At 54.1% G+C, this 22,782-nt stretch carries 13 protein-coding genes; 11 read left to right on the top strand and 2 right to left on the bottom strand.

Annotated features, from left to right (window positions below; all coding sequences use genetic code 11):
* From B5F54_RS04350 to B5F54_RS04375, 6 genes are all read left to right on the top strand, one after another.
* On the top strand, nucleotides 1-566 hold a 566-nt coding region (locus tag B5F54_RS04350; protein WP_442856104.1), incomplete at its 5' end, for an ABC transporter permease subunit.
* Between the two features lie 251 nt (nucleotides 567-817).
* Nucleotides 818-1,090: a hypothetical protein gene (locus B5F54_RS04355; protein ID WP_140400324.1), complete on the top strand. Its 273-nt coding sequence runs from the start codon at nucleotides 818-820 to the stop codon at nucleotides 1,088-1,090.
* Between the two features lie 61 nt (nucleotides 1,091-1,151).
* Nucleotides 1,152-2,804, top strand: a complete 1,653-nt coding sequence (locus tag B5F54_RS04360) for a response regulator (RefSeq protein WP_087231044.1) — start codon at nucleotides 1,152-1,154, stop codon at nucleotides 2,802-2,804.
* A 54-nt stretch (nucleotides 2,805-2,858) separates the two neighbouring features.
* Complete coding sequence (locus tag B5F54_RS04365) at nucleotides 2,859-4,640, top strand: sensor histidine kinase (RefSeq protein WP_087231047.1); 1,782 nt, start codon at nucleotides 2,859-2,861, stop codon at nucleotides 4,638-4,640.
* 160 nt (nucleotides 4,641-4,800) lie between these two features.
* Nucleotides 4,801-5,772 (top strand): substrate-binding domain-containing protein, encoded by a 972-nt coding sequence (locus tag B5F54_RS04370; RefSeq protein ID WP_172749567.1) that lies wholly within the window; start codon nucleotides 4,801-4,803, stop codon nucleotides 5,770-5,772.
* Nucleotides 5,773-5,796: 24 nt separating this feature from the next.
* Complete coding sequence (locus tag B5F54_RS04375) at nucleotides 5,797-6,858, top strand: galactose ABC transporter substrate-binding protein (protein ID WP_237966920.1); 1,062 nt, start codon at nucleotides 5,797-5,799, stop codon at nucleotides 6,856-6,858.
* A 184-nt stretch (nucleotides 6,859-7,042) separates the two neighbouring features.
* Here B5F54_RS04375 and B5F54_RS04380 read toward each other — a convergent pair whose 3' ends face one another.
* A complete protein-coding gene (locus tag B5F54_RS04380; protein WP_087231052.1) occupies nucleotides 7,043-8,656 on the bottom strand; it encodes a response regulator transcription factor in 1,614 nt (537 codons plus the stop codon).
* Complete coding sequence (locus B5F54_RS04385; protein ID WP_087231055.1) at nucleotides 8,634-10,346, bottom strand: sensor histidine kinase; 1,713 nt, start codon at nucleotides 10,344-10,346, stop codon at nucleotides 8,634-8,636. Before B5F54_RS04385 ends, B5F54_RS04380 begins: the two co-directional genes overlap by 23 nt.
* A gap of 470 nt (nucleotides 10,347-10,816) precedes the next feature.
* On the opposite strand from B5F54_RS04385, the gene B5F54_RS04395 reads away from it, so the two are divergent.
* The 5 genes from B5F54_RS04395 (at nucleotide 10,817) to B5F54_RS04415 (ending at nucleotide 22,624) form a co-directional block, all read left to right on the top strand.
* The gene (locus B5F54_RS04395; protein WP_087231061.1) at nucleotides 10,817-12,103 is read left to right on the top strand and encodes a galactokinase; all 1,287 of its coding nucleotides are present in this window, start codon (nucleotides 10,817-10,819) and stop codon (nucleotides 12,101-12,103) included.
* Nucleotides 12,104-12,153: 50 nt separating this feature from the next.
* Nucleotides 12,154-13,134, top strand: coding sequence for a galactose-1-phosphate uridylyltransferase (gene galT / locus B5F54_RS04400; RefSeq protein ID WP_087231064.1), 981 nt, complete (start codon nucleotides 12,154-12,156; stop codon nucleotides 13,132-13,134).
* Nucleotides 13,135-13,307: 173 nt separating this feature from the next.
* A complete protein-coding gene (galE, locus tag B5F54_RS04405; protein WP_087231067.1) occupies nucleotides 13,308-14,309 on the top strand; it encodes a UDP-glucose 4-epimerase GalE in 1,002 nt (333 codons plus the stop codon).
* Nucleotides 14,310-14,800: 491 nt separating this feature from the next.
* Nucleotides 14,801-16,297, top strand: coding sequence for an ABC transporter substrate-binding protein (locus tag B5F54_RS04410; protein WP_172749569.1), 1,497 nt, complete (start codon nucleotides 14,801-14,803; stop codon nucleotides 16,295-16,297).
* A gap of 231 nt (nucleotides 16,298-16,528) precedes the next feature.
* A complete protein-coding gene (locus B5F54_RS04415; RefSeq protein ID WP_087231073.1) occupies nucleotides 16,529-22,624 on the top strand; it encodes a carboxylesterase family protein in 6,096 nt (2,031 codons plus the stop codon).
* Nucleotides 22,625-22,782: the final 158 nt, after the last annotated feature.

Raw genomic sequence — 22,782 nt, forward strand, 5'->3', positions numbered from 1 at the left:
GCGCATGTTCCCTGTATTTCGATATGCCTCCGAACAGCTCCCAGCCGATCGGCGGTATCCGTCCGGACTTCTCCGCAATCGGCCAGACCAAGCTGTTTGGTAGAATTTCTGTTTTGGTTCCGATCGCCGTTGTGTTCACCATTGCTATCTGGTTCGTATTGAATAAGACGGTCTTTGGTAAGAACGTTTATGCAATCGGCGGCAACCGTGAAGCAGCTGTTGTTTCCGGTGTTAACGTATTCAAGACCATCATGGGTATCTTCATCCTCGCTTCCTTCATGTATGGTGTTGGCGGCGTTCTGGAAGCAGCTAGAACGGCTGGTGCAACGAACAACTACGGCGACGGCTATGAGCTCGACGCAATCGCAGCTTGCGTGGTCGGCGGCGTATCGTTGAACGGCGGTATCGGTACCGTTGGCGGCATCATCAGCGGCGTGTTGATCTTCACCGTTATCCAGTATGGCTTGCAGTTCATCGGCGTCAGCCCGATGTGGCAGCAGGTGATCAAGGGCATCATCATCGCCATCGCTGTTGCAATCGACCTGTCCAAGTACAGAAGAAAGTAATTTATATTACGAAAATTCAAGCCTGTTCCGGCTTTGCCGGAACAGGCTTTTTGTTTTATGGTTGGCATTTTGGGGGGCCCTTGAACGTGGATTTGCATGCATTTCCCATATGGAACGGGCCTTATAGCGGGAGGAAAAGCCGGGAGGCGGTCCGCAGTTCCTATATGGCCGGGCAAAAGAGGGGATATGGGCAAAACTTTGTACAGCTGTAAGAAGGGACATGGGGTTATACCGCGGGCTCCAGAGGGCATTTGGCAAAAAATAATGGCTTTAGGGGAGGAAATTTTCCAAATTTGAAGCAGAATGGCAAAGAATCTGTTAAAATAAAAGAATACAATTTTTTGTTTATAAGCCAAGTGGCCGTTCCAAAGGGATATCCTATGGAAGTGAATTTCAAAGTGCCTGCCCATGCGGCAATGATGGCAGGAGTGCTGATGAAACGGAAAGTATTGCGTAATTTGTGTAAGAATGGTACAATAAATTTAAACACCGATCAAATAGATGGAAAAATTGCCGTTTTTTAAGCAAAATTTGCGAAATGCTACAGGAAAGACCGCTGGTTGAAAATCAATAAAGGAGTTTCCTATGGGACAATATCGTGTAATTGTGGTGGATGATGAGGAGGAGATTCGTGAAGGAATCATCCGCAAGATCGATTGGAATGCTTTGGGATATGAAGTAGTCGGCAGTGCGGAAAATGGTGTGGAAGCGTTGGAATTGGCCGAGCATCTGCACCCGGATGTGATTATGACCGATATCAAGATGTCGTTTATGGATGGCTTGCAGCTGTGCGAGCATATTGCAGAAAAGATGCCTTCTGTAAAAATGATTATTTTTTCTGGGTTTGATGATTTCGAATATGCACAGAAGGCCATCAAATTGAATGTTACAGAGTATCTGCTCAAGCCGGTCAATGCACAGGAGCTTACGCAGACGCTCAAAAAGTTGAAAAGCCAGCTCGATCAAGAGCTTGCGGACCAACGCGATATTGAAAAATTGCGGCGCAATTATGAGGAAAGCCTGCCCGTTTTGCGGGAGCAATTCCTGGTCGGCCTGCTGGAAGGGCGTGTACCCCGGCAGCGGGTACAGGCACAGGCGGGGATGTTCCAACTGAAATTGGATGCGAAATATTGGGCGGTTGCGCTGGTCCACGCGGAGGGCGACGCCTCCCAGGCGCTGGCCAATGCAGGCCCGCTGCGCAGCGCACAAGAGTTGGTCCCGCTTTCCGTGGCAAAGACCGTGGAGGAAATGTTGGGGCGTTTCTGCCATTTTACCAGTTTCCTTTATATGGATAACGTGGTTATCCTAGCCGATTTCCAAGGGGAAAATAGCGTTGCGGCTTTGATCACTGGATTGAACGAAGTTTGCAAGAGCGCAGGGCGCATCTGGGGCGGGGATATCTCCGCCGGCATTGGGGGGCTTTGCACCAACCTCAATGAGATCAGCCGCTCGTACCAGGAGGCGCAAAGTGCTCTGGACTACAGCGCCATTATCGGGGAAGGACGCGCCATTTATATCAAGGACGTGGAGCCGGACACATCCGTGCAGCTACAGTTTGGCGAGCAGGAGGAGCGTGCGCTCATCAATGCGATCAAACTGGGCGGGGAAGAGGAGATCACCAAGGTGATCAATGAGATGTTCTCCCGCATTGAGTCACAGCTGATCCCGGTGGGGCAATACCAGGTCTATCTGGTTGAGCTCGTTACATCCTTGCTGCGCGTTGTGCGCACGTATGAGCTGAATATTGATGAAATTTTTGGCGAAGAGTTCAACTACTTTACAACTATTTTTTCGCATTCCCCTTCTAAGATCCGCCAATGGCTGATTGAAAGTTGTATTCGCATCAGCGCGCAGGTGAAGCGGGAACGATTGGATTCCACAAAGCTTTTGGCGCGCAATGCCAAACAGTATATTGAAGAACACTACATGGACCCGGAGATTTCCGTGGAAAAGCTCTGCGCCGTTCTGCATGTGAGTCCCGCGTATTTCTCCACCGTATTTAAACGGGAGACGGAGATGAGCTTTGTCTCCTACCTAACCGAAGTCCGCCTCCAGAATGCGTTGAATTTGCTGAATACAACGGATGATAAGACTTATGTAATTGCAGGGAAAGTGGGTTATACGGAGCCAAATTACTTTAGTTATGTTTTTAAAAAGCGCTTCGGGGTCTCCCCGTCCAAATACCGCCAGTCTGCTCCGCCTGTGAGAGAGGATGTGGACAAGGGCCGCTTGGAATAAGCGGCGCATTTGGAAGGGCTAGGCTGCGAGCTGCATACCTTTTGGAGGATTGTGATGCTGAGACGCCTGAGATATCTCACGCAAAAAATCAAACATGCCTTTAAAAAACGCAGCCTCCAGTTTACCATTTCGATCACCTTTACCTTGGTGGCGGTGACCGGAATGATCCTGGTGGCGGTGATCCTGTCTGCACGCTTTGTCAACTCCAACGAGCAAATGATTTCGGATGACAACCGCCGCATGTTGAACCAGGTCAATTTGAACTTGGATAATTACCTGCACAATATGATGCGCGTTTCGGATTCGATGTATTACCGCGTGATCAAAAATGTCGATATCGATACAGATATGGAAAGCCTCACCAAAGATATGGGGCTGCTCTATGAGACGAACCGGGATCTTTTGGTGAGCGTGGCGGTCTTTACGGACAACGGCGAAGTGGTTGCAGCGGAGCCGCTCTCCCAGCTGAAGGCGACGGTGGACCCAAAGAGCCAAAGCTGGTTTGTGGACGCAAACGAACGGATCGAAAATTTGCATTTTTCCACCCCGCATGTGCAGAATTTGTTTATAAATTCCGACAACCGCTACAACTGGGTGGTGTCCCTCAGCCGTTCCATTGAACTTACGCGCAGCGGCTCCATCGTGCACGGCGTGCTGCTGGTGGATATGAATTTCAGCGGCATTGAACAGATCTGCAAAAATGTTGACCTGGGGGAATCGGGATATTTGTATCTCATCGATTCCAACGGCGAGATTATTTATCACCCGCGCCAGCAGTTGATTTACTCCGACTTGCTCCATGAAAATAATCGGCAGGCTGCGGAATATGAAGACGGCACCCACACAGAGACGTTTGAAGGCCAGCAGCGCCTGGTGACCGTTAAAACGGTCGGGTATACGGGCTGGCGCATTGTCGGCGTGGTGCCCATGCCGGACATTACGAACGACTATAGCCAATTCCAGATGTTTTCGATGTTCTTTGTCTGTTTTGCCATCTTTCTTTTGATTTCGGTGAATATGTTCCTTTCCCAAAGGATTGCAAATCCCATCAAATCCTTGGAGAGTTCCGTCAAAGAGTTGGAAAAGGGGAATTTGGGTGCCCATATTAGCATCAAAGGGTCGTACGAGATCCAGCACTTGGGCAAGGCGATCCGGTCCATGGCGGAGCAGATGCGGAAGCTGATGGACGATGTGGTGGCAGAGCAAGAGAGCAAGCGCAAGAGTGAAATGGACGCCCTGCAATCGCAGATCAACCCGCATTTCCTCTACAATACCTTGGATTCCATTGTCTGGATGGTGGAAAACGAAAGGTATGAGGGCGCAATCCAGATGGTTACCGCTTTGGCGAAGCTGTTCCGGATCAGCCTGTCCAAGGGGAAAAATATTATCACCGTGGCGGACGAACTGGAACATGTGCGCAATTACCTGACGATCCAAAAGATCCGCTATAAAAATAAGTTTTCCTACGACATCACCGCAGAGCCGGAGACACTCAGCTGCCAGACCATCAAATTGATTGTACAGCCGTTGGTGGAGAACGCCATCTACCATGGGATGGAGTTTATGGATGGGGATGGCGAAATCCACATCCGCGCATACCGAAAGGGCAAAGACTTGTATATTGACGTGGTGGACAATGGGCTCGGCATGCCGCAAGAACAGGCCGACGCCTTGCTGACTGAGGATACAGGGAAGGTGCGCGGGAAGGGGTCTGGGATCGGGCTTAAAAATGTGCAAGAGCGCATCCAGCTCTATTTCGGCGCCGACTACGGCCTCTCCCTTTACAGTGAGCCGGACGAAGGGACGACAGCCCGCATCCATTTGCCGGTCACCTAAAAAGCGGTCCCTTTGGATGGACTGCGGAAGAACGGCCCGGTGCGCAGGCAAAGCCCAAAGGTCCGGGGGACGCGCCGTCCCGCCAGGGGAAGGGTTTTCAACACTTGCCGGAAGGATTGTGGAAAAAACATCCCGGCGTGGGCCGTGCTGGAGGTTTTTCATGAGTAAGAAAAAAATATTGGTGGTCGCAATTGTTTTTTTATTGTTGGGCGTCTCCCTGGTGCGGTTGTCCGGCGATAGTGTTTGGAGCCCCAAACAGGACGAGACGATTCAGATTTCCTTTATTGCCCGCGGAAAAAAGACAGAAAGCTGGAGCACCATTGAACAGGGGATTGAACAGGCGGCAAACGACCTGAATGTAGAGATTACGCCGATCTATCTTTCCAGTGAGAATGATGCGTCCGAGCAGATCTCCCTCCTGAACCGGGAAGTGCAGAATGGCGCGGATGCGGTGCTGATTGCGCCGGCCAATTCGGAAGACCTGCGCGCCCCTATTGAGGAGGCCCAAAAACATGTGCCGGTCGTCGCGATCGAATCCACGGTGGCGGGGATGGAGACACTCCCCTATATTGGCTGCGACAATGTCAGCCTTGGGCAGGCGCTGGGGGAGGAAATCCTTGCCAGCGGGGGCAAAGGCACCAAAGTCGCGATTTTACAAAACAGCCTTTCCTGCTCCAGTGTGAAGGAGCGCTACCAGGGCGTGTTGGAAGTGTTGCAACAATATGGGATGGAATTGGGCTTTTGGGAGATCCCGGACGATCCAACGCAGGCCTATGAGACGGCAAAAACGCTTTTGCAACGGCAGGACGTCAACAAGGCGGTGGCGTTAGATGGCGCTACGCTGGAAGCTGTGGCCCGGGCCGAAAAAGAGCTCAGCCCACCCGGCGTGACCACGGTGGATATCTATGGGGTAGGGAGGACAAACCAGGTTGTCTCCTACTTGGAGGAGAAAGTCATCACATCCATCGGTGTGCAAAATGAGTTCAATATCGGCTATTTGGGCGTGAAGGCGGCGGTCGACCAGATCCAGGGGAACGAGGCTGAGAGCGCCACCATCAATTTTGCCATTGTTAATTCTGCGGATATGTATTCTCCAGAAAATCAAAGGCTGCTCTTCCCATTTGTCCGTTAAGCGGCCGAAGAAAGGGGTGATACCGTGATACAGCGACTTGTAAAAAGGGCACTGTGTGCGCTATTGGGGGTGGCATGCCTTGCGCTCTCCGCTTCCTGCGAAACCAACAACCCAGAACAACAGATCGAAACCGTCCGGATCGGCGTGGCAACCTACCGCAGCGACGATACGTTTATCACAGCCCTATGCGATGACCTGGAGAGGGTTTCGAAACAAATGGAGAGCGAGACAGGCAAAAAGATCATCCTGAATATTGCGGACGGAAAAAACAGCCAATCCAACCAAAACGACCAGGTGGATAATTTCATCTCCCGTTCGTACGATGTCATCTGTGTGAATATGGTGGACCGCACCGTTGCGGCGGTCATCATCGATAAGGCGAAACGGGCGGATATCCCGGTGGTATTTTTCAACCGGGAGCCGGTGGAAGAGGATATCCGCATGTGGGACCGGGCGTATTACGTGGGGACGGATGCGAAAGAATCCGGGATCATGCAGGGCCAGATCATCTTGAATGCGCTCAAAAAAGACGCGGGGATCGATAAAAACGGGGATGGAAAGCTGCAATATGTGATGCTGGAAGGGGAACAAGCACATCAGGATTCCCTGATCCGCACCGAATATTCGGTGAAAACGATCACGGCCGGCGGCGTACAGATGGAAAAGCTGGCTAACGATACAGCCAACTGGCAGCGTTCCCTCGGTACGGCAAAGATGACCTCCTGGCTCGACCAATTTGGTGATGAAATCGAAGTGGTGCTCAGCAACAACGACGACATGGCCCTCGGCGCGATTGACGCCTTGAAAGCGCAGGATATGCTTGAAAATGGACCGGTCGTAGTGGGGGTTGACGGGACGCTTGCCGCTCTGGAGGCGATCCAGAATGGGGAAATGCTCGGTTCTGTGGTCAACGATGCACAGCTCCAGGCACAGGCCATGCTGGATATTGCCTGTGCGCTCACGGAAGGCAGCGACCCCCAGCAAGTGGTAGAAGGGATGAACGGCCAATATGTGCGGGCGCCCCATCGGATTGTTACGAAAGAAAATGTAGGGCAGGAGATCGCTTATCTCACCCAATCGGAATGAACGCAAAGAGGCCCGCGGCTTTTAGAAACTGACCCCCATTTGTTAGACGGTATTGATATACTGGATAACAAGAGGGGCACAGTTCCATTGCCGCGGGCCTCTCAGCCCTGGGGAAAAGCCCAGGGCTGTTTTTTTAGTCCTCTCCCAAAGGGCAACATCGCTTGGAGGTTTTGTAGCGACCATTTTAGACAGAAAAATCGCTGGGCTTTTCCGTTTGGGAGGCACGGTCTTCCGCGGGGGAACGGCCGATCATCTTTTTATAGACCTGGGAAAAATGGGAGAAATTTGTATAGCCAACTTTTGCTGCAACCATGCTGACCGGGAGCGCAGTGGTCCGCAGGAGGTTTTGCGCCACCTTCATCTTTTCTGCCACAATAAAATCTTTGAGCTGGACCCCCATCTCCTTTTTAAAAAGGCGCGAGAGGTAGTCCGGATTCAGATAGAATTCTTCTGCGATCTCGGTGCGCCGGACATCCCGCTCGATATGGTTCTGGATATATTGGACGATCTGCTCCATCTGGCTTTTGGTGTCTTTTTTGGGGTGGGCGTCCGCCTGGAATGCGCGGAAAGCATGCGACATCCAGTTTTTTACATCGTCAATCGTCAGGTAGGTGTTCAAGGAACGCTGGAATAGTTTTTGTTCTGGCAGGAATTCCCCCGGTGGGACGGAGGCTGTTTCCGCCGCATTGCAAAGCATCTGGAGCACGGATTGATAAAAAAGTTGCAGATTCTCTGCGTCCAGCGCGCCGGACTGGGCGAGGTGGTCCAAATAGGCTTGGGCCTCGTCGCAGGCAAGGGACGCGTAACCGCTTCCCAAAAGGCTTTCCCAACGTTTCAGGCTGGGAGGGTCCACATGTTTTTGCGGGGCCTCCAGCGATTCGTTTGGAAAGAACACCCCGCTGGCGAGGGCCACATTCCGGTTCCGCAGGCGGAAGAGTTCCCTGGTGCGCGCAGTCAATTCAGGGGGAGACAGGCGAGGCCCGGAATAGCAGGCTACTTCGCAATGGAAATGGGCTTGGCACACCTCTGTAAATGCGGTAAGCTGCCGGCGCAGGGCGGATTCATCCATAAAAACGGATTCATCGGAATAAGAGAGAAACGCCAAGGAGGCACGGTCCAACTGCACCAGGAGGATTTTTTGGCCGTATTGGGCGAAAAGTTCCGATAAGATATTCGAAAAGGCATATTTTAGCAGGTCGCGGTTCCAAATGCCGTCCTGACTATTCCAGCGGAGCAGTTGGATCAAAACGAAATAGATGGGCGTGTCCGCGCGGATCGGGCATTCCAGCTTTTCGAAATCCTCCAAAATCGAAGCGAGCTGGACATCCTCGCCAATATACCATCCTTTAAGCAACCCCTCCAGTAGGACGTCCCGCCGGCGGTACATCATCTTGCCATAGGAATAATATTCTTGCTGCTCCCGGCGGTTTTTTACTTTTTGGACGGCCCGCAGGACGGAAGCCTGGATGTCCTCATACCGGGCAGGCTGGAGGATATAGTCGAACCCGCCCAAGCGGACTGCCTCTTTTGCATAAAAAAAGTCGGCGTGGGCGGTCAAGAAGATGCATTCGGTATCTAGCCCTTGCTTCCGGACCCAGCGGAATAGGTCAAGGCCGCTTTCCACCGGCATTTCAATGTCGCAGAGCATAATGTCGATTTTCTCTGTGGAGAGAACCTGCTTTGCTTCGAAGGCATTGTAGGCCGGCAGGACCTTCGACACCCCGATATCGCTCCAATGGACCCCGGAAATAATCCCGCTGACCACATTGGTTTGATCATCGACTACAAGAACGGTCATCGTTTCCACCCTCTTCTGGAATAAATAGTTCAATCCGGGACCCTTTTTTCAGGTTGCTAAAGGAGAAGATGCTCTTTCCCTGGTAAAGCAGCGCAAAGCGGTGCTTTACATTGAGAATCCCCACGTGTTGCCCGGTGTACTCGATTTTTTCCGCACGGTTGAGTTTTTCCAGGGTTTCCGGGGGGAAGCCGCTGCCGTTGTCGGAGATCGAGATATTGATGTATTGGGCATCTTCGGTTTTTAGCTCCATGACCTTGATATAGATGGAAAGGGCTTCCCCGGGAAGGGAGGCATGTTTCACCGAGTTTTCGACAAAGGTCAGGATCGACATGGGAGGGATCTGGAAGTCTAAAAGACGTTCGTCCGCGTCGATTTCACAGACAGGCGGGCAGGAAGCGCTCATCTGCTCAAGCAGCAGGTAGCGCTTGACGCTGCGCAATTCATCCTGTAGGGGGACAAACGTCATATTGTTGGAAAACAGATAGCGCAGGTAGTCGGACAGGGCCAGGATCATCCGTTGAATCCGGTCATATTGCTGCTCCTGTGCCAATGCGTAGAGATTTTTCAAGCAGTTCAGGAAAAAGTGGGGGCGGATCTGAATCTGCAAATATTGCAGCTGCGCCTGCTGCAATTCCAGTTCTTTTTCATAAGCGGAGATTTTCAGCGATTTGATTTCCTCCATCATCCCGTTGAAGGTATCGCTCATCTGCTGGAATTCCATTACACGGTAGTTGGTCTCCATCTTTGCATCTAGGTCGCCGCTTTTGATGGCGTTCATGGTCTGGACCAGATGGTCCATCGGTTTTAGGAACAGGCCCTTTAAGATATAGCAGCAGACCAGGAGCAAAATCAGGAGGACGGCGGACATCAGGAACAAAAGGAGGAAGTCCATCTGGTGGAACAAATTCTGGTAGGGCGTTAGATAGACAAACCAGACCCCCGCCACATCGGAATAGTCCTGTACAGCGAGATACTTGCCTGCGCCCGTCAGGTAAAAGGCGTCGTCGGTGTACTGTATTTGGATGTTTGCCCCCTGCGCCCATTCCACTGAGGTCAGCAGCGTTCCATCCGGCCCTGTGTAGAGAAGCACGCCGCTGGATGGGTCGGTAGAGTCCTGCGGGGCCAACAGCATGTCGAGATCCACGGCGCAGATCGAATAGACGCCGTTGGTGCCCAGTACGCGGTACAAAAATGCCTGCCCATCCAAGGACAGGACCTGCCAACGGCTGCGGTCGATCGAACCGGATTGGGTGAGCTGTTCAAAATACGTGAGCATCTGTTCCTTAAGCGAATACGAATATGCCCCGCCGTATATCTCCCGGTAAAGGCCGTTTGGCTCGGTAAATAGGAACATCCCCCCGATGATCTGTTTTGTGGAGATCAGCTCCTGATAGCGGTCCACGATTTGTTTGGCGCAAAGGTGCGCTTCCACGGGCTCCATTTCACTGTGCAGCCTTTGAAAATTGGTGTCGCCCACCACGAGGTTGGCGAGGAATAGGTCGATATCCTGGAGGTCCTTCTCCAGGGAGCTTTCATATAGGTAAACAGCGCTGCGGTTGCTTTCCGCAACGCGTTCGTTCATCGCGCGCATGGTATAAAAATTGTAGCCGGTCAGGAAGAGGACCAACGGCACGACGAAGAGCATCAATACCTGGAGGATTTGCTTTTTGGAAGAAATGTGAGTGTTCATAGCGCACACGCCGTTTCTGTATAGTTTGGGAACGGTTCTAAGTACTATTTTATAATGAAATCGATAGTGAAGCAAGTTCTTGACGGATTTATCGCATTATACACAAAAAAATGTGGGGAAAAAGTACAGATAAAAATACGGATAGATTCATGGGGCGTTCTTGGCGGAATGGATGGGATGCAAACCTGCGCCGGATGTTTTCTAAAAAGCAGTGGTAATCTTTATAAAATATGGTATAATTTAATAAATGCGATTTTTTGGAGGGAAAGCGCCTATTTTAGCACGCGCTTTGGGCGCAGGGCAGGAAAATTTTAGATCCCTGCATCAAATATCCATAAAATTGATACGGATTGCCCTTGTCTGTGTGCCCCAATGGGGATACAATGAAAACAAGACAAAGGAACAAAACCGGACGGCGGAAAGGATGTTCCGCTCTGGAAAAAACATAGGAAAAACGGGAGGTACCAATCATGCTTTCAGCAGAAGTCAAAACCCTGATCTCCAGCGGCGGCCTGGATGAGAAGCTGGCCTACATCTATGCGTGCAGCACGGCGGACGTCGCCGGCTACCGCGAGAGATTCATAAAGGCCATCGAGTCGTTCGAAGGGCTCTATGGCGCAGACCGCCATATTTCCATCTTCAGCGCGCCTGGGCGTACGGAAATCGGCGGCAACCATACGGACCATCAGCGCGGCCGCGTGTTGGCGGCCAGCGTCAATTTGGACGTTATCGCCATTGTTTCCCAGAACCCGGACACCAAGGTGCGCATCAAGTCCGAAGGCCACCGGGGGGATGAGATCGACGCGAAGAACCAGGACGTCAACCCCTCCGAGGTGAACACGTCCCGCGCCCTGATCCGCGGCATCTGCGCGCGTTACCAGCAGCTGGGCTATACGGTCGGCGGCTTTGACGCATACACGACCTCCAATGTGTTGACCGGCTCCGGCCTGTCCTCTTCCGCCGCCTTCGAGGTGCTGGTGGGGACCATCGTAAACGAGCTGTTCTGCGGAGGCAAAGAGAGCGCGCTCTCCATCGCCCAGATCGGCCAGTATGCGGAAAACGTGTATTTTGGCAAGCCGTGCGGCCTGATGGACCAGGCAGCCAGCTCCGTGGGCGGATTTGTACAGATCGATTTCCAGGATAAGGATCACCCGGAGGCCCAGAAGGTCGACTTTGATTTCACGAAGTGCGGCTATGCGCTCTGCATCATCGACACCAAGGGCAGCCACTCCGACCTGACGCCGGATTATGCGGCGGTCCCGGCGGAGATGAAGGAGGTCGCGGCCTTCTTCGGCAAGGAAGTCCTGCGCGAGGTGGACGAAGAAGAGTTCTATGCCAACATTGCGGCGCTCCGCCAGAAGATGGGCGACCGCTGCGTGTTGCGCGCCATGCATTTCTTTGCAGAGAACGCCCGCGTGCTCGAAGAGGCGGCGGCGCTCAAGGCAAACGACTTTGACGCCTTTAAGAAGCTGGTTATTGAATCCGGCTATTCCAGCTATATGTATCTGCAAAACGTGTTCTCGGCCAGCCACCCGCAGCAGCAGGGTGTTTCGATCGTCCTGGCGCTGGCACAGCGCCTGCTGGAGAAGCGCGGCGGCGCTTACCGCGTACACGGCGGCGGCTTTGCCGGCACCGTGCAGACCTTTGTCCCGGTGGACTACCTGCCGGAATTCGTCAAGGCGATGGAAGCGGTCACCGGCGAGGGAAGCTGCCACAACCTGCGCATCCGTCCGGTCGGCGGCACGCGCGTCCTGTAATACATCATTTTGTACCAAATTTTACATAGGGATATAGGAGGAAATTTATCATGGCGGAATTGAGATGGCATCCATTGATTCAAGACTGGGTGATGATTGCGTCCAACCGGCAGGGACGCCCCCAGATGCCCAAGGACTACTGCCCGTTTTGCCCCAGCTTCGGCAATGTGCCGGACTATGAGGTGCTGGAGTATGACAACGACTTCCCGGCGCTTTCCCAGAACCCGCCGGAGCCGGACGAGGGGATTGCAAACGATTTCTTCAAAGTAAAGCCGTCCTATGGCAAATGCGAAGTAATTCTGTATTCCCCCGGCCATACGGTGACCATGCCGGAGCTGTCCTACGACCACATGAAGAAGCTGGTGGACCTCTGGTGCGAGCGGTTCAATGTGATGCGCTCCGACGAGAAGATCAAGTACGTCTTCCCCTTTGAGAACCGCGGCGAAGTGGTGGGCGTGACCATGCCCCATCCGCACGGCCAGATGTACGGCTACTCGTTCATCCCGAAGAAGCTGCGGCTGGAGACCGCGTCTGCAAAGGAATATTACGAGAAGACCGGAAACTGCCTCTTCTGCGATACGCTGAAGAATGAGCTCGAGGCCCAAAAGCGCATTATTTTCCAGAACGAGCACTTTACCGTGTACCTTCCGTTCTATTGCGAGTATCCTTACGGTGTTTACATCATGGCAAACCGCCATGTGCAGTATATCACCGACCTGACCGAAGAGGAGAAGTACACCCTGGGCGTCACCATCCGCGACACCGTCGGGATGCTTGACAGCCTGTTTGACTATCGCTTCCCGTACATGATGTGCATGCACAATGCGCCGGTCAACTCGGGCGACTACTCCAAGGACTTCCACTTCCACATTGAGTTCTTCCCGCCGATGCGCAGCGCAGACAAGCAGAAGTTCAACGCTTCCAGCGAAACCGGCGCATGGGCGCACTGCAACCCGACCTGCCCGGAGGAGACCTCCAAGGAACTGCGCGCCGCTTACGCAAAGTTCATGGAGAGCAAGAAGGGCGAATAAGAGGTTCTCGCGCCGGAAAGCCCGGCGGAAATGGACCCCTGCACACACAGGTAAGCGGGCGGTGTTTTGGGGCCTGCATACCTGGAACGAATAGAAATGACCGGCGGTTGCTGTCCGGCGCGCGGTGCGCTGGGCGTGCGGTGACGGCCGGATACTGGAAAGGATGATTGATTATGACCGTACTGGTGACCGGCGGCGCCGGGTTTATCGGTTCCCACACCTGTGTGGAGCTGCTCAACAATGGATTTGATATCATCGTGATGGATAACTATGTGAACTCCTCTCCGGACGCCCTGCGCGCCGTGGAGAAGATCACGGGCAAGACCTTCCCGATCTACGAGTGCGACATGCTCGATTACGACAACTTTGAGAAGATCTTCAAAGAGAACAAGATCGATGCCGTGATCCACTTTGCGGGCCTCAAGGCGGTGGGCGAATCCGTCCAGAAGCCGCTGGAGTATTATCACAACAACATCACGGGCACCCTGCACCTGCTCGACCTCATGCGCAAATACAATGTAAAGAAGATCGTCTTCAGCTCCTCCGCAACGGTCTACGGCATGAACAATAAGGTGCCGTTTAAGGAGGATATGCCCGCGGGCGGCACCACGAACCCGTACGGCACGACCAAGTATTTCATCGAGCAGATCCTGAAGGACGTCTGTGTTGCGGATAAGGATCTGAAGGTCGCTTTGCTGCGCTACTTCAACCCGATCGGCGCGCATCCGTCCGGCCTGATCGGTGAAAACCCCAACGGCATCCCGAACAACCTGATGCCGTATATCGCCCGCGTGGCTGCCGGCAAGCTGCCGTGCCTCTCCGTCTATGGCGACGACTATCCGACCCCGGATGGGACCGGCGTGCGCGATTATATCCATGTGTGTGATCTGGCTGTGGGCCACATCAAGGCGTTGCAGAAGCTGGACAGCATCCAGGGCGCTGAGGTTTACAACCTGGGCACCGGCAAGGGCAGCTCGGTGCTGGATGTTGTGAAAGCATTCGAGAAGGCTTCCGGCGTGAAGATCAACTACAAGATTGCGCCGCGCCGCCCGGGCGACATTGCCGAGTGCTATGCGGATGCAACAAAGGCCAAGGAAGAGCTCGGCTGGGAGGCCAAGTATACCTTGGACGACATGTGCCGCGATTCCTGGAACTTCACAAAGAACCAGAAATAACGAAACAATACATTCATCAGTGGGGTACGCTGCGGAAGTCCGCGGCGTACTTTTTTTATTGCAATGGGCCGTTAAACAATAGCCGCCCCCGTTTTGTGCCTGCAAGGGCTGGAAAAGGGGATGGGGTGGCCCCTGTTTGGGCAAGGTCCGCGAAAAGGTGGGAAAAGGATGGGGATCAGCCTGTTTTGTAGTATAATAGAAGGGTGTGAAAGTCAGATTCCTGATAGTGTCAGGTCGGATTTTTGATAATCTTTGTTTCATGCATAGAAGAATATAGAAAAGTCGTCGGTTTTTTGATAATGGAGGTCGGGATTTTGGCAGAAACGAAAAGATCAACGGAGTACAATATACACACAGTGAATCATAAAGGCCAAATGGACAAAGGGGAAGATTCCCAAAGCAAACGGCGCCTTAGCCGGACATTCCAAGAGGAAAATCCTTATAGCGTTTTCGTGCGCCGCTCTGCGGCAAAGGAAAGGAAGGGGCGTCACATGAAACGGGCAAAATGGTTGTCGGTTCTGCTTACGGGCTTTTTTCTTCTCCAGCTGGTTGCCTGTAACGGTGGAACCACCGGGACGGAGCAAGCCGCTCCAGAGAGTGATCCCAGCGGCCTTTACACAGTGGACGTGTATGCACTGGGACGCGCCTCAGAACCCCTTCGGAAGGAGATCGAGGCCCGCGCGAATGCCATTATCCGGGATTCTTGCGGGGCGCAAATTAGCATTCATTACCAGGGGTTGGAAGAGAGCTGCCTCCAGCAAGTGAAATTGGCGGTTTCTACGGGAAAAAAGGTTGACCTGTTCCCAACGTTTGAAATGGGCGTTTCTGTGATGGTCAATTACGGGTTGGTCACCCCACTGAACGACTATTTGTCCCTGTGCGGCCCGGAGATCCAGGAGGAAATCCCTCCGGAGGATTGGCAATGTGTCACCGTGAATGGGATGATCTGTGGCGTACCGATCAACCGGGAAAAGGCTACGGGGCGTGGCTTTATCTATCGGAAGGATCTCGCAGAGGCGTTGGGCGTCTACGAGGAGGATCTCCAAACGATGCAGGATCTGGAGGACTTGCTGATCAAAGTCCGGGATGCTTATCCAGGGATGTATCCAGTGGTCACCAGTTCAGGGCTGGCCCGCCTGCCCTTGGCTTACGACCGCCTGGGCGACGACCTGGGTGTATTGGAGGACAGTTTCTCTGATTCCACCGAGGTGGTCAATCTGTTTGAGACGGATTCTTACCGGGAAATGGTTGAACTGCAGTGGGATTGGGCGAAGAAAGGCTTGATGATGCCCGACGGCGCTGCCAACACTGTGGACGAGTTTTCTATGATGCGGGCAGGGAAAGGCTTTGGGCATTTCGCCAATGTAAAGCCCGATAAATATGGGGAAGCCACCCGGAATGTTGGATATGAGATCGGGATTTTTGAAATTGTCCCGGCATATAGCGAAACCACTTTGGTTTCTTCGATGTGGAGTATCGGCTCTACGAGCGAACGGCCCGACAAGGCGGTGAAGGTGCTCAATGAGATGTACACCAACCCGGAGCTGGCCAATTTGCTCACCTATGGCATCGAGGGGAAGACCTATCAAGTGCTTGACCGCGAGCAAAAAATCATAGGGTTTCCCGAAAACAGGGACGATGCAAGCCTCTTTTATAGCTTTATGACGTGGTCTTGGCCAAACGAGCTGATTGTGAATGTCTGGCAGGAGGACCCGCCGGATGTCTGGCAGCAGGTGGAAGCGTTTAACCGGGAAGCACATCCTTCTCCGGCGCGCGGGTTTGTGTGGGACAATAGGGATGTACTGGGGGAAGTAAGCGCTTGCAATGGGGTGCTGGACGCATACCGCAACGCATTGGAATGCGGTTCCCTGGACCCATCTGTCGTATTGCCGCGTATGAACCAGGAATTGAAAGCGGCCGGGATCGATAAGATCATCCAGGAGAAACAAAGGCAGCTTGACCGATGGTTGGCGGCACAAGGCCGGTAGGCATGTGCGAACCAGATGCCTGGAAACCTTTTTGCATAAACACAGGTGATATTGGGCCATAGGCCCGTTTACGATAGAATTGCATACGCGCACCAATGCTTGTCAAAAGCAAATCTTTGACAGGCTTTCTTTTCTACACACTTTTTTAGGAAATGGAGGGATGCCCATGCAGAAGAGACGCGCGGCCGTTTATTAGCAGTTCACATTTTTGGAAAAGGAGAGAAAAGCAGAATGAAAAAGATCCATCGATCCATTTTGGCGCTGGTTCTCACATTCACGATGCTGCTCGGCACATGCACCAGCGCGTTTGCAGCCACGTCGAGCAGTGCATCGGAAACCGTAGAACCCGGCATCGTCACGATCAGCAGTGGCGGTAACGTCAACGGCGACATCCAGGGCGTCCCCTCAGATACCGAGGGCGTCACCGTTTATAAAGGTGTCCCGTTTGCACAGCCCCCGGTAGGGGAATTGCGTTGGAAAGCCCCGCAGGATCTCACGGAGACGTGGGACGGCGTGCGCGTTTGCGACAAATGGGGCAACCAGGCAATGCAGCCGGAAGACTTGAACCCCGTTGGCGAGTTCTGGGGGGACGAGTTCTATTTTGATGAAGCTTATAATCCGGAAATCAGCGAAGATTGCCTGTATTTGAACGTCTATGCACCGGAGCATGCGGAAGACGAGCTGCTCCCGGTTATGGTTTGGATCCACGGCGGCGGCTATGACCACGGCCATGCCTCCGAGATGGAGTTCAACGCCTCCAAACTGGCGGCGCAGGGCATCATCGTGGTATGCATCCAGTACCGCGTCAACCTGTTTGGTTTCCTGGCTCTGCCCGAGCTCAGCGCGGAAAACGAAGAAGGCGTTTCCGGCAACTACGGCACCCTGGACCAGATCAAGGCGCTGGAGTGGGTCAACGAAAACATCGAAGGCTTTGGCGGCGACCCGGACAACGTGACGATCTGCGGCCAGTCCGCTGGCGCAATGTCCGTGACGGCGCTGCTGTCCACGGAGATGACGGAAGGCCTCTTCAACCGTGCGATCATCCAGAGCGGCTTCGGCGGCTATGCAGCTCCGGGAAGCTACGTGTCTCTGGAATCCAAGGAAGAAAGATGCCAGACCGCCATTGAACAAGCCTTTGGCGAAGACATCACCCTGGAAGAGCTCCGCGAAATGGATGCATCTGCGTTCATGGAGAGCAGTATTTATAACACATTGAAGAGCGCAGCTGGCAGCAATGCGCTGGACAACTATGTCTTTACGGAAGAATCCATCGATCTGACCCGCGAGGGCGCGCTCGACGGCATCGACATCATGATCGGCGGCACCGCGGATGAGTACACCTCCCTGTCCGGCACGCCGGACGGTACGATGGACATTGATGCGTTCCATCAGAGAATGGAACGGCAGTATGGCGAGCTTTATAACCGTGCTGCTTACAACCCGATGAACGAGACGCAGGCCTATCGCATGAACCTGCGCTCCACCAGCGACAGCAGCTTGGCCAAGTACCGCATCTCTGCGCAGTACGGCAAGACCCACAACGAAGACCACAATGCCTATGTGTATTATTTCGACCATGATTTGGCGCCGCACGATCCGGAGACGGTCGGCAACCGCGATGAAGATTTCTACGGTTCCTTCCACTCCAGCGAGCTGTGGTTCATGTTCAACTCCATGCGCGACGACATCGAAGGCCAGCGCAACTGGACGGACGCAGACCATGAGCTGGGCGACATCATGTCCACCTATTGGGCAAACTTTGTCAAGACCGGCGACCCGAACGGCGAAGGCCTCCCGAATTGGGAAGAGTGCACCTCTGACACGGACGGCGCATTCATGCACTTCAAGGACGTCGAGGATGGCGTTGCAGCGGTCTGCACAACAAAGACGGATTACCCGGCGCGCGACCGCATGATGATGGCGGCAAACCTGGATTCCTTCGGGCTGACCGAGGACGACCTGCAGATGTCCTATAACATCCCTTACGGCGACATCCCGGTGGAACTCGTTACGGAAGTCATCCCACAGGGCCAGCGCGTTGTGGAAGCCAACTTGACCTATGGGAGCGCCGTCAATGCAGACAGCGTTTCCAAGGACGACTTCAAGGTCAAGGCAACCCTCACCTATGGCGACGGTTCCAACGATATGGACGGCTACCGGACCATCACCGATATCGATGTCAACGGCAATGTTGTGACGCTGAAATTCGATACAGATGATGCAGCCGCGGTCACCAGCTTCTACAGCGGGACCACGAATGTGTACGACGTCTCCTATCTCATCACCCAGAAGGGCGAAATTGAGACGGCGGACGGCGTTGTAGAGCCGGCAAAATACGAAGACACCGCGATCACCAACCGCATCGTGGACGACTTCCAGGTTGGAAGCGCTACGAACGAGGCTGGCAAGACCCTTAACTACCGCTATTACGACCCGATCGAGGTCAATGGCGTGAGCGCTGACGGCGAGTATCCGCTGATCCTGTTCCTGCATGGCAGCGGCGAATCCGGCAGCAACAACCTCTCTCAAATCATTGCAAACAAGGGCGCGGTTGCTTGGGTAGAACCCGACCGCGTAGCGGAAAACCCCGTTTATGTCCTGGCCCCGCAGTGCCCGTCCGCACGGGAAGGCTGGATCAGCGAGGACAACGAGGCGTTGGTCCTGCAGATGCTCGATGAATTCATCGCAGCGCATCCGAAGGTGGACGAGAGCCGCATCTATATCCAGGGCCTGTCCATGGGCGGCATCGGCACTTGGAATATGATCCTCAGCCATCCGGATAAATTCGCAGCGGCCATCCCGATCTGCGGCCGTGTGCCGACCGAATTCTATGCAAACGACGGCGCAGCATTCGACGCATTGGCGAACCTCCCGATTTGGGTAGCCCATGCAGAGGACGATTCCTCCGTCAATATCCAGGGCTCTGACGACGCAGTCGCTGCTTTGCAGGCCCACGGCAACAATTCCGTGAAGTATTACAAGTATCTGCCGGGCTCCATCACCCCGAACCCGCATCACAGCTGGGAAGCCGTGTATGAGGATCAGGAGATCTACAACTGGCTGTTCGAGCAGAATACTTCGAGAAACCACAATGCAGACGCACCGTTGAAGACCCTCTACACCGTGAAGGATTACGGCGACGGCGTGCAGGGAATCTGGGACTATGACGTCGACCCGATGTATGTGATGGTCAACGGCGACCGCGCCGTCCTGATCGACACCGGCATGGGCCAGGGCGACCTGTATGGCGCTTTGAAGGGCATCCTGCCTGAGAGCGTAACGACGATTGATGTCCTGCTCACCCACAGCCATGGCGACCATATCGCCCAGGCATACCAGTTCGCGGACAAAGCGGATGTGGAACACATCTACATCGGCGCGGCGGACGAAGCCACTGTGAGAGCAAACCTGGAGCGCCGGGGCGTCAGCACCGAGAAGCTCACAGCAGTCAACGACGGTGATAAGATCCCGTTCGGCAATAAGTCTTTCCAGGTCATCGATATCGTGGGCCATACGGCTGGTTCTGTCGGCTACATGATCGAAGACAAGCTCTTCACCGGCGATGCCATCGGCTCCGGCTATGTCTGGATGCAGATCGGCATGTGCTCCATCGAAGACTATGTGGATTCCTTGCAGCATCTCAACGATGCAATCGGCGACCGCGACCTGACGGTCTACGGCGGCCACACCCAGTACCGCGGCACGATGACCGACCAGTATGTCCGCGACATCCTCGCATGTGCACAGGGCATTGTGGACGGCTCCATCGAGGGCACGCAGTACCTCCGCGGCAATGTCCGCGATGCGAAGGTGGCAACTTATGGCACCGCTTCCATCGTTTACGATCCGGCAAAGGTCACCGATACCTGCGAAGTTGAGATCGTAACGAAGGTTATGGACGACGGCCAGAAGGTCATCGAAGCAGTCGTCACCTATCCGGACGACGTGAACCCGGATTCTGTCTCCGCTGCAACCTATCAGGTGCGCGCAGAGCAGAACGCAGACAATGCAACCTTTAACAATGTTGGCATGCGGACCATCACCGGCGTCCAGGTGGATGGCAACAAAGTCATCATCTCCCTCGACCCGACGGATGCAACCGCAGGCACCAGCTACTTTGATTACAACGCATTCCAGACCTTTATGTTCGACCTGGATTATCAGGTTACCCAGGTGGGCACCGTTGAGCTGGCTAACGGCGAGACCGTAGCGGCAGGCGGGACCTATGCGAGCAGCTCGGTTACGAACCTGACCGTGGACGACTTCCAGGCGGCTGAGGTTACGAACAAAGCTGGCAAGACCATCCCGTACCGCTATTATGACCCGATCCGCTCCGCTGGCAAGGATGCCAACGGCAAGTACCCGGTCGTGATCTTCCTGCATGGCGCAGGCGAATCCGGCGACAACAACATCTCCCACATCATCGCAAACAAGGGCGCTGTTGTTTGGGCGGACCGCGTAGATATGAATCCGTGCTATGTGCTGGCACCGCAGTGCCCGAGCATGGCGGAAGGCTGGGTCCAGGAGGACAACGAGGCGCTCGTCATGCAGATGCTCGATGAATTCATCGCAGCGCATGCGGACACCATCGATACCGACCGCATCTACATCCAGGGCTTGTCCATGGGCGGCTATGGCACTTGGAAGATCATCCTCGATCATCCGGAGGTCTTTGCAGCGGCAATGCCGATGTGTGGCGGCGTGGACGACAGCTACTATGCAAACAACAACGCAGCGTTTGAAAAGATTAAGAATATGGCAATCTGGACCTTCCACAATGCGGACGACAGCACCGTTCCGGTGGAAAATACCCGCAAGGTCGTGGAAGCCCTGAGAGCAGTTGGCAGCCCGTGCATCAAGTACGAAGAGTACAGCGCTGGCTCCACAACGCCGGACCCGCATCAGGTTTGGCAGAAGGTATATAGCGACCGCAACGGCACGCCGTACAACTGGTTGTTCCAGCAGTCGCGGAGCCGTTCGGCGGACCACACCCAGAACCCGTCCTTGGGATACACCCAGGAGACCATCAAGCCGGGCCTGACCGTTGTGCGCGACTATGAACTCGGCCAGATCTGGGTCATTGAAAACCAGGATGGCGCGACCGTGATCGATACCGGCATGGGCGCGGGCGATCTCTTCGATTACATTGTCAACAATGTTTTGGTAAACAAAGACGCCAATATCGACGTCGTTTTGACGCACAACCATGGCGACCACATTGGATGCTTGGACGACTTTGTCGGCAAGGATCAGGTGAAGAATGTCTATGTCGCAGAGGGCGACAAAGATGCAATCATCCGGAAGATGGGCGAAGATGCCGGCAAGGTATCCATCGTGAAGGATGGCGACAAGATCGACATCGGCAACGGCGAGAACCTCGAAGTTGTCGCAGTTCCGGGCCATACCGCAGGCTCCATCGTCCTGTTCTATGGCGATGATGTATTCACCGGCGACGCTGTTGGTTCCGGCGACCTGTGGATGCAGATCGGCATGTGCTCGATCCAGACCTATACCAAGTCCCTGCAGCACTTCATCGACAAGGTCAACGGCCGCCAGGTAACGCTGCGCACGGGCCACGATGAGAACCTCGAACCGTTCACAGAGGAATATCTCGACGACCTGATGAACTGCGCAGAAGGCATCATCGACGGCAGCATCGAGCCGACCGTCTATTTCAGAAGAGAAGCCAGCTATGCTTCCTATGGCAGAGCAAACATTGTTTACTATCCGTATCAGATCCTGGATGCAAACTTCGATGAGCTGAATGCAGCAATCCAGGATGCGGAGTCCCGCTCCGAAAGCAAGTACACCGGCGATTCTTGGGCAGCCCTGGAAGAGGCAGTCGCAGCCGCAAAGGCCCTGCCGTCCACCGCAACGCAGCCCACAGTAGACGCCGCAGTGAAGGCGATCAACGATGCGATCATGGCACTTGTGCCGAGAAGCAGTTCTTCTTCCGGTGGCGGTTCTACAACGGTTTATGTCCCTGTGAGAGACGGCAACACCGGTGATGGAACCAGCGTGGTAACGCCGGGCACGGGTACTTCTACACTTACACCATATGTGCGTTCCGATACGACGCTTCCGTTTACTGTCCGCCAGGGCCAGGCGTATTGCTTCAAGATGACGTTGGTCAACGGCAGCAATATCCTGCCTCTCTTCACCGTGGGCAACGGCAGCGTGTTCAAGACCCAGTATGTTGCGCAGATCGGCAATGACTACTACTTCCGCATTTGGGCAATCGGCAATGTCGGCGAGTCCACCGGCGTTTACACGACGCTTCCGGGACAGACCGCACAGCAGCATTGCGTAGTAACCATTGCAGCGTAAACGACTTTTCTAGGCTGGGCGCGGTTGATGGGCAACAGAAATCTTCTGCCCAGCAAAGCTGCTTTTCTCTTGGGGCCGCCCGGGGAGCCGGGCGGCAACCAGGGAAGCAGAATCTCTTCGATAGAAGTGCTTAACCCTTTTCTTTTTCATCTTCCTTA

The organism is Anaeromassilibacillus sp. An250 (assembly GCF_002159845.1).
Lineage (GTDB): Bacteria > Bacillota > Clostridia > Oscillospirales > Acutalibacteraceae > Anaeromassilibacillus > Anaeromassilibacillus stercoravium.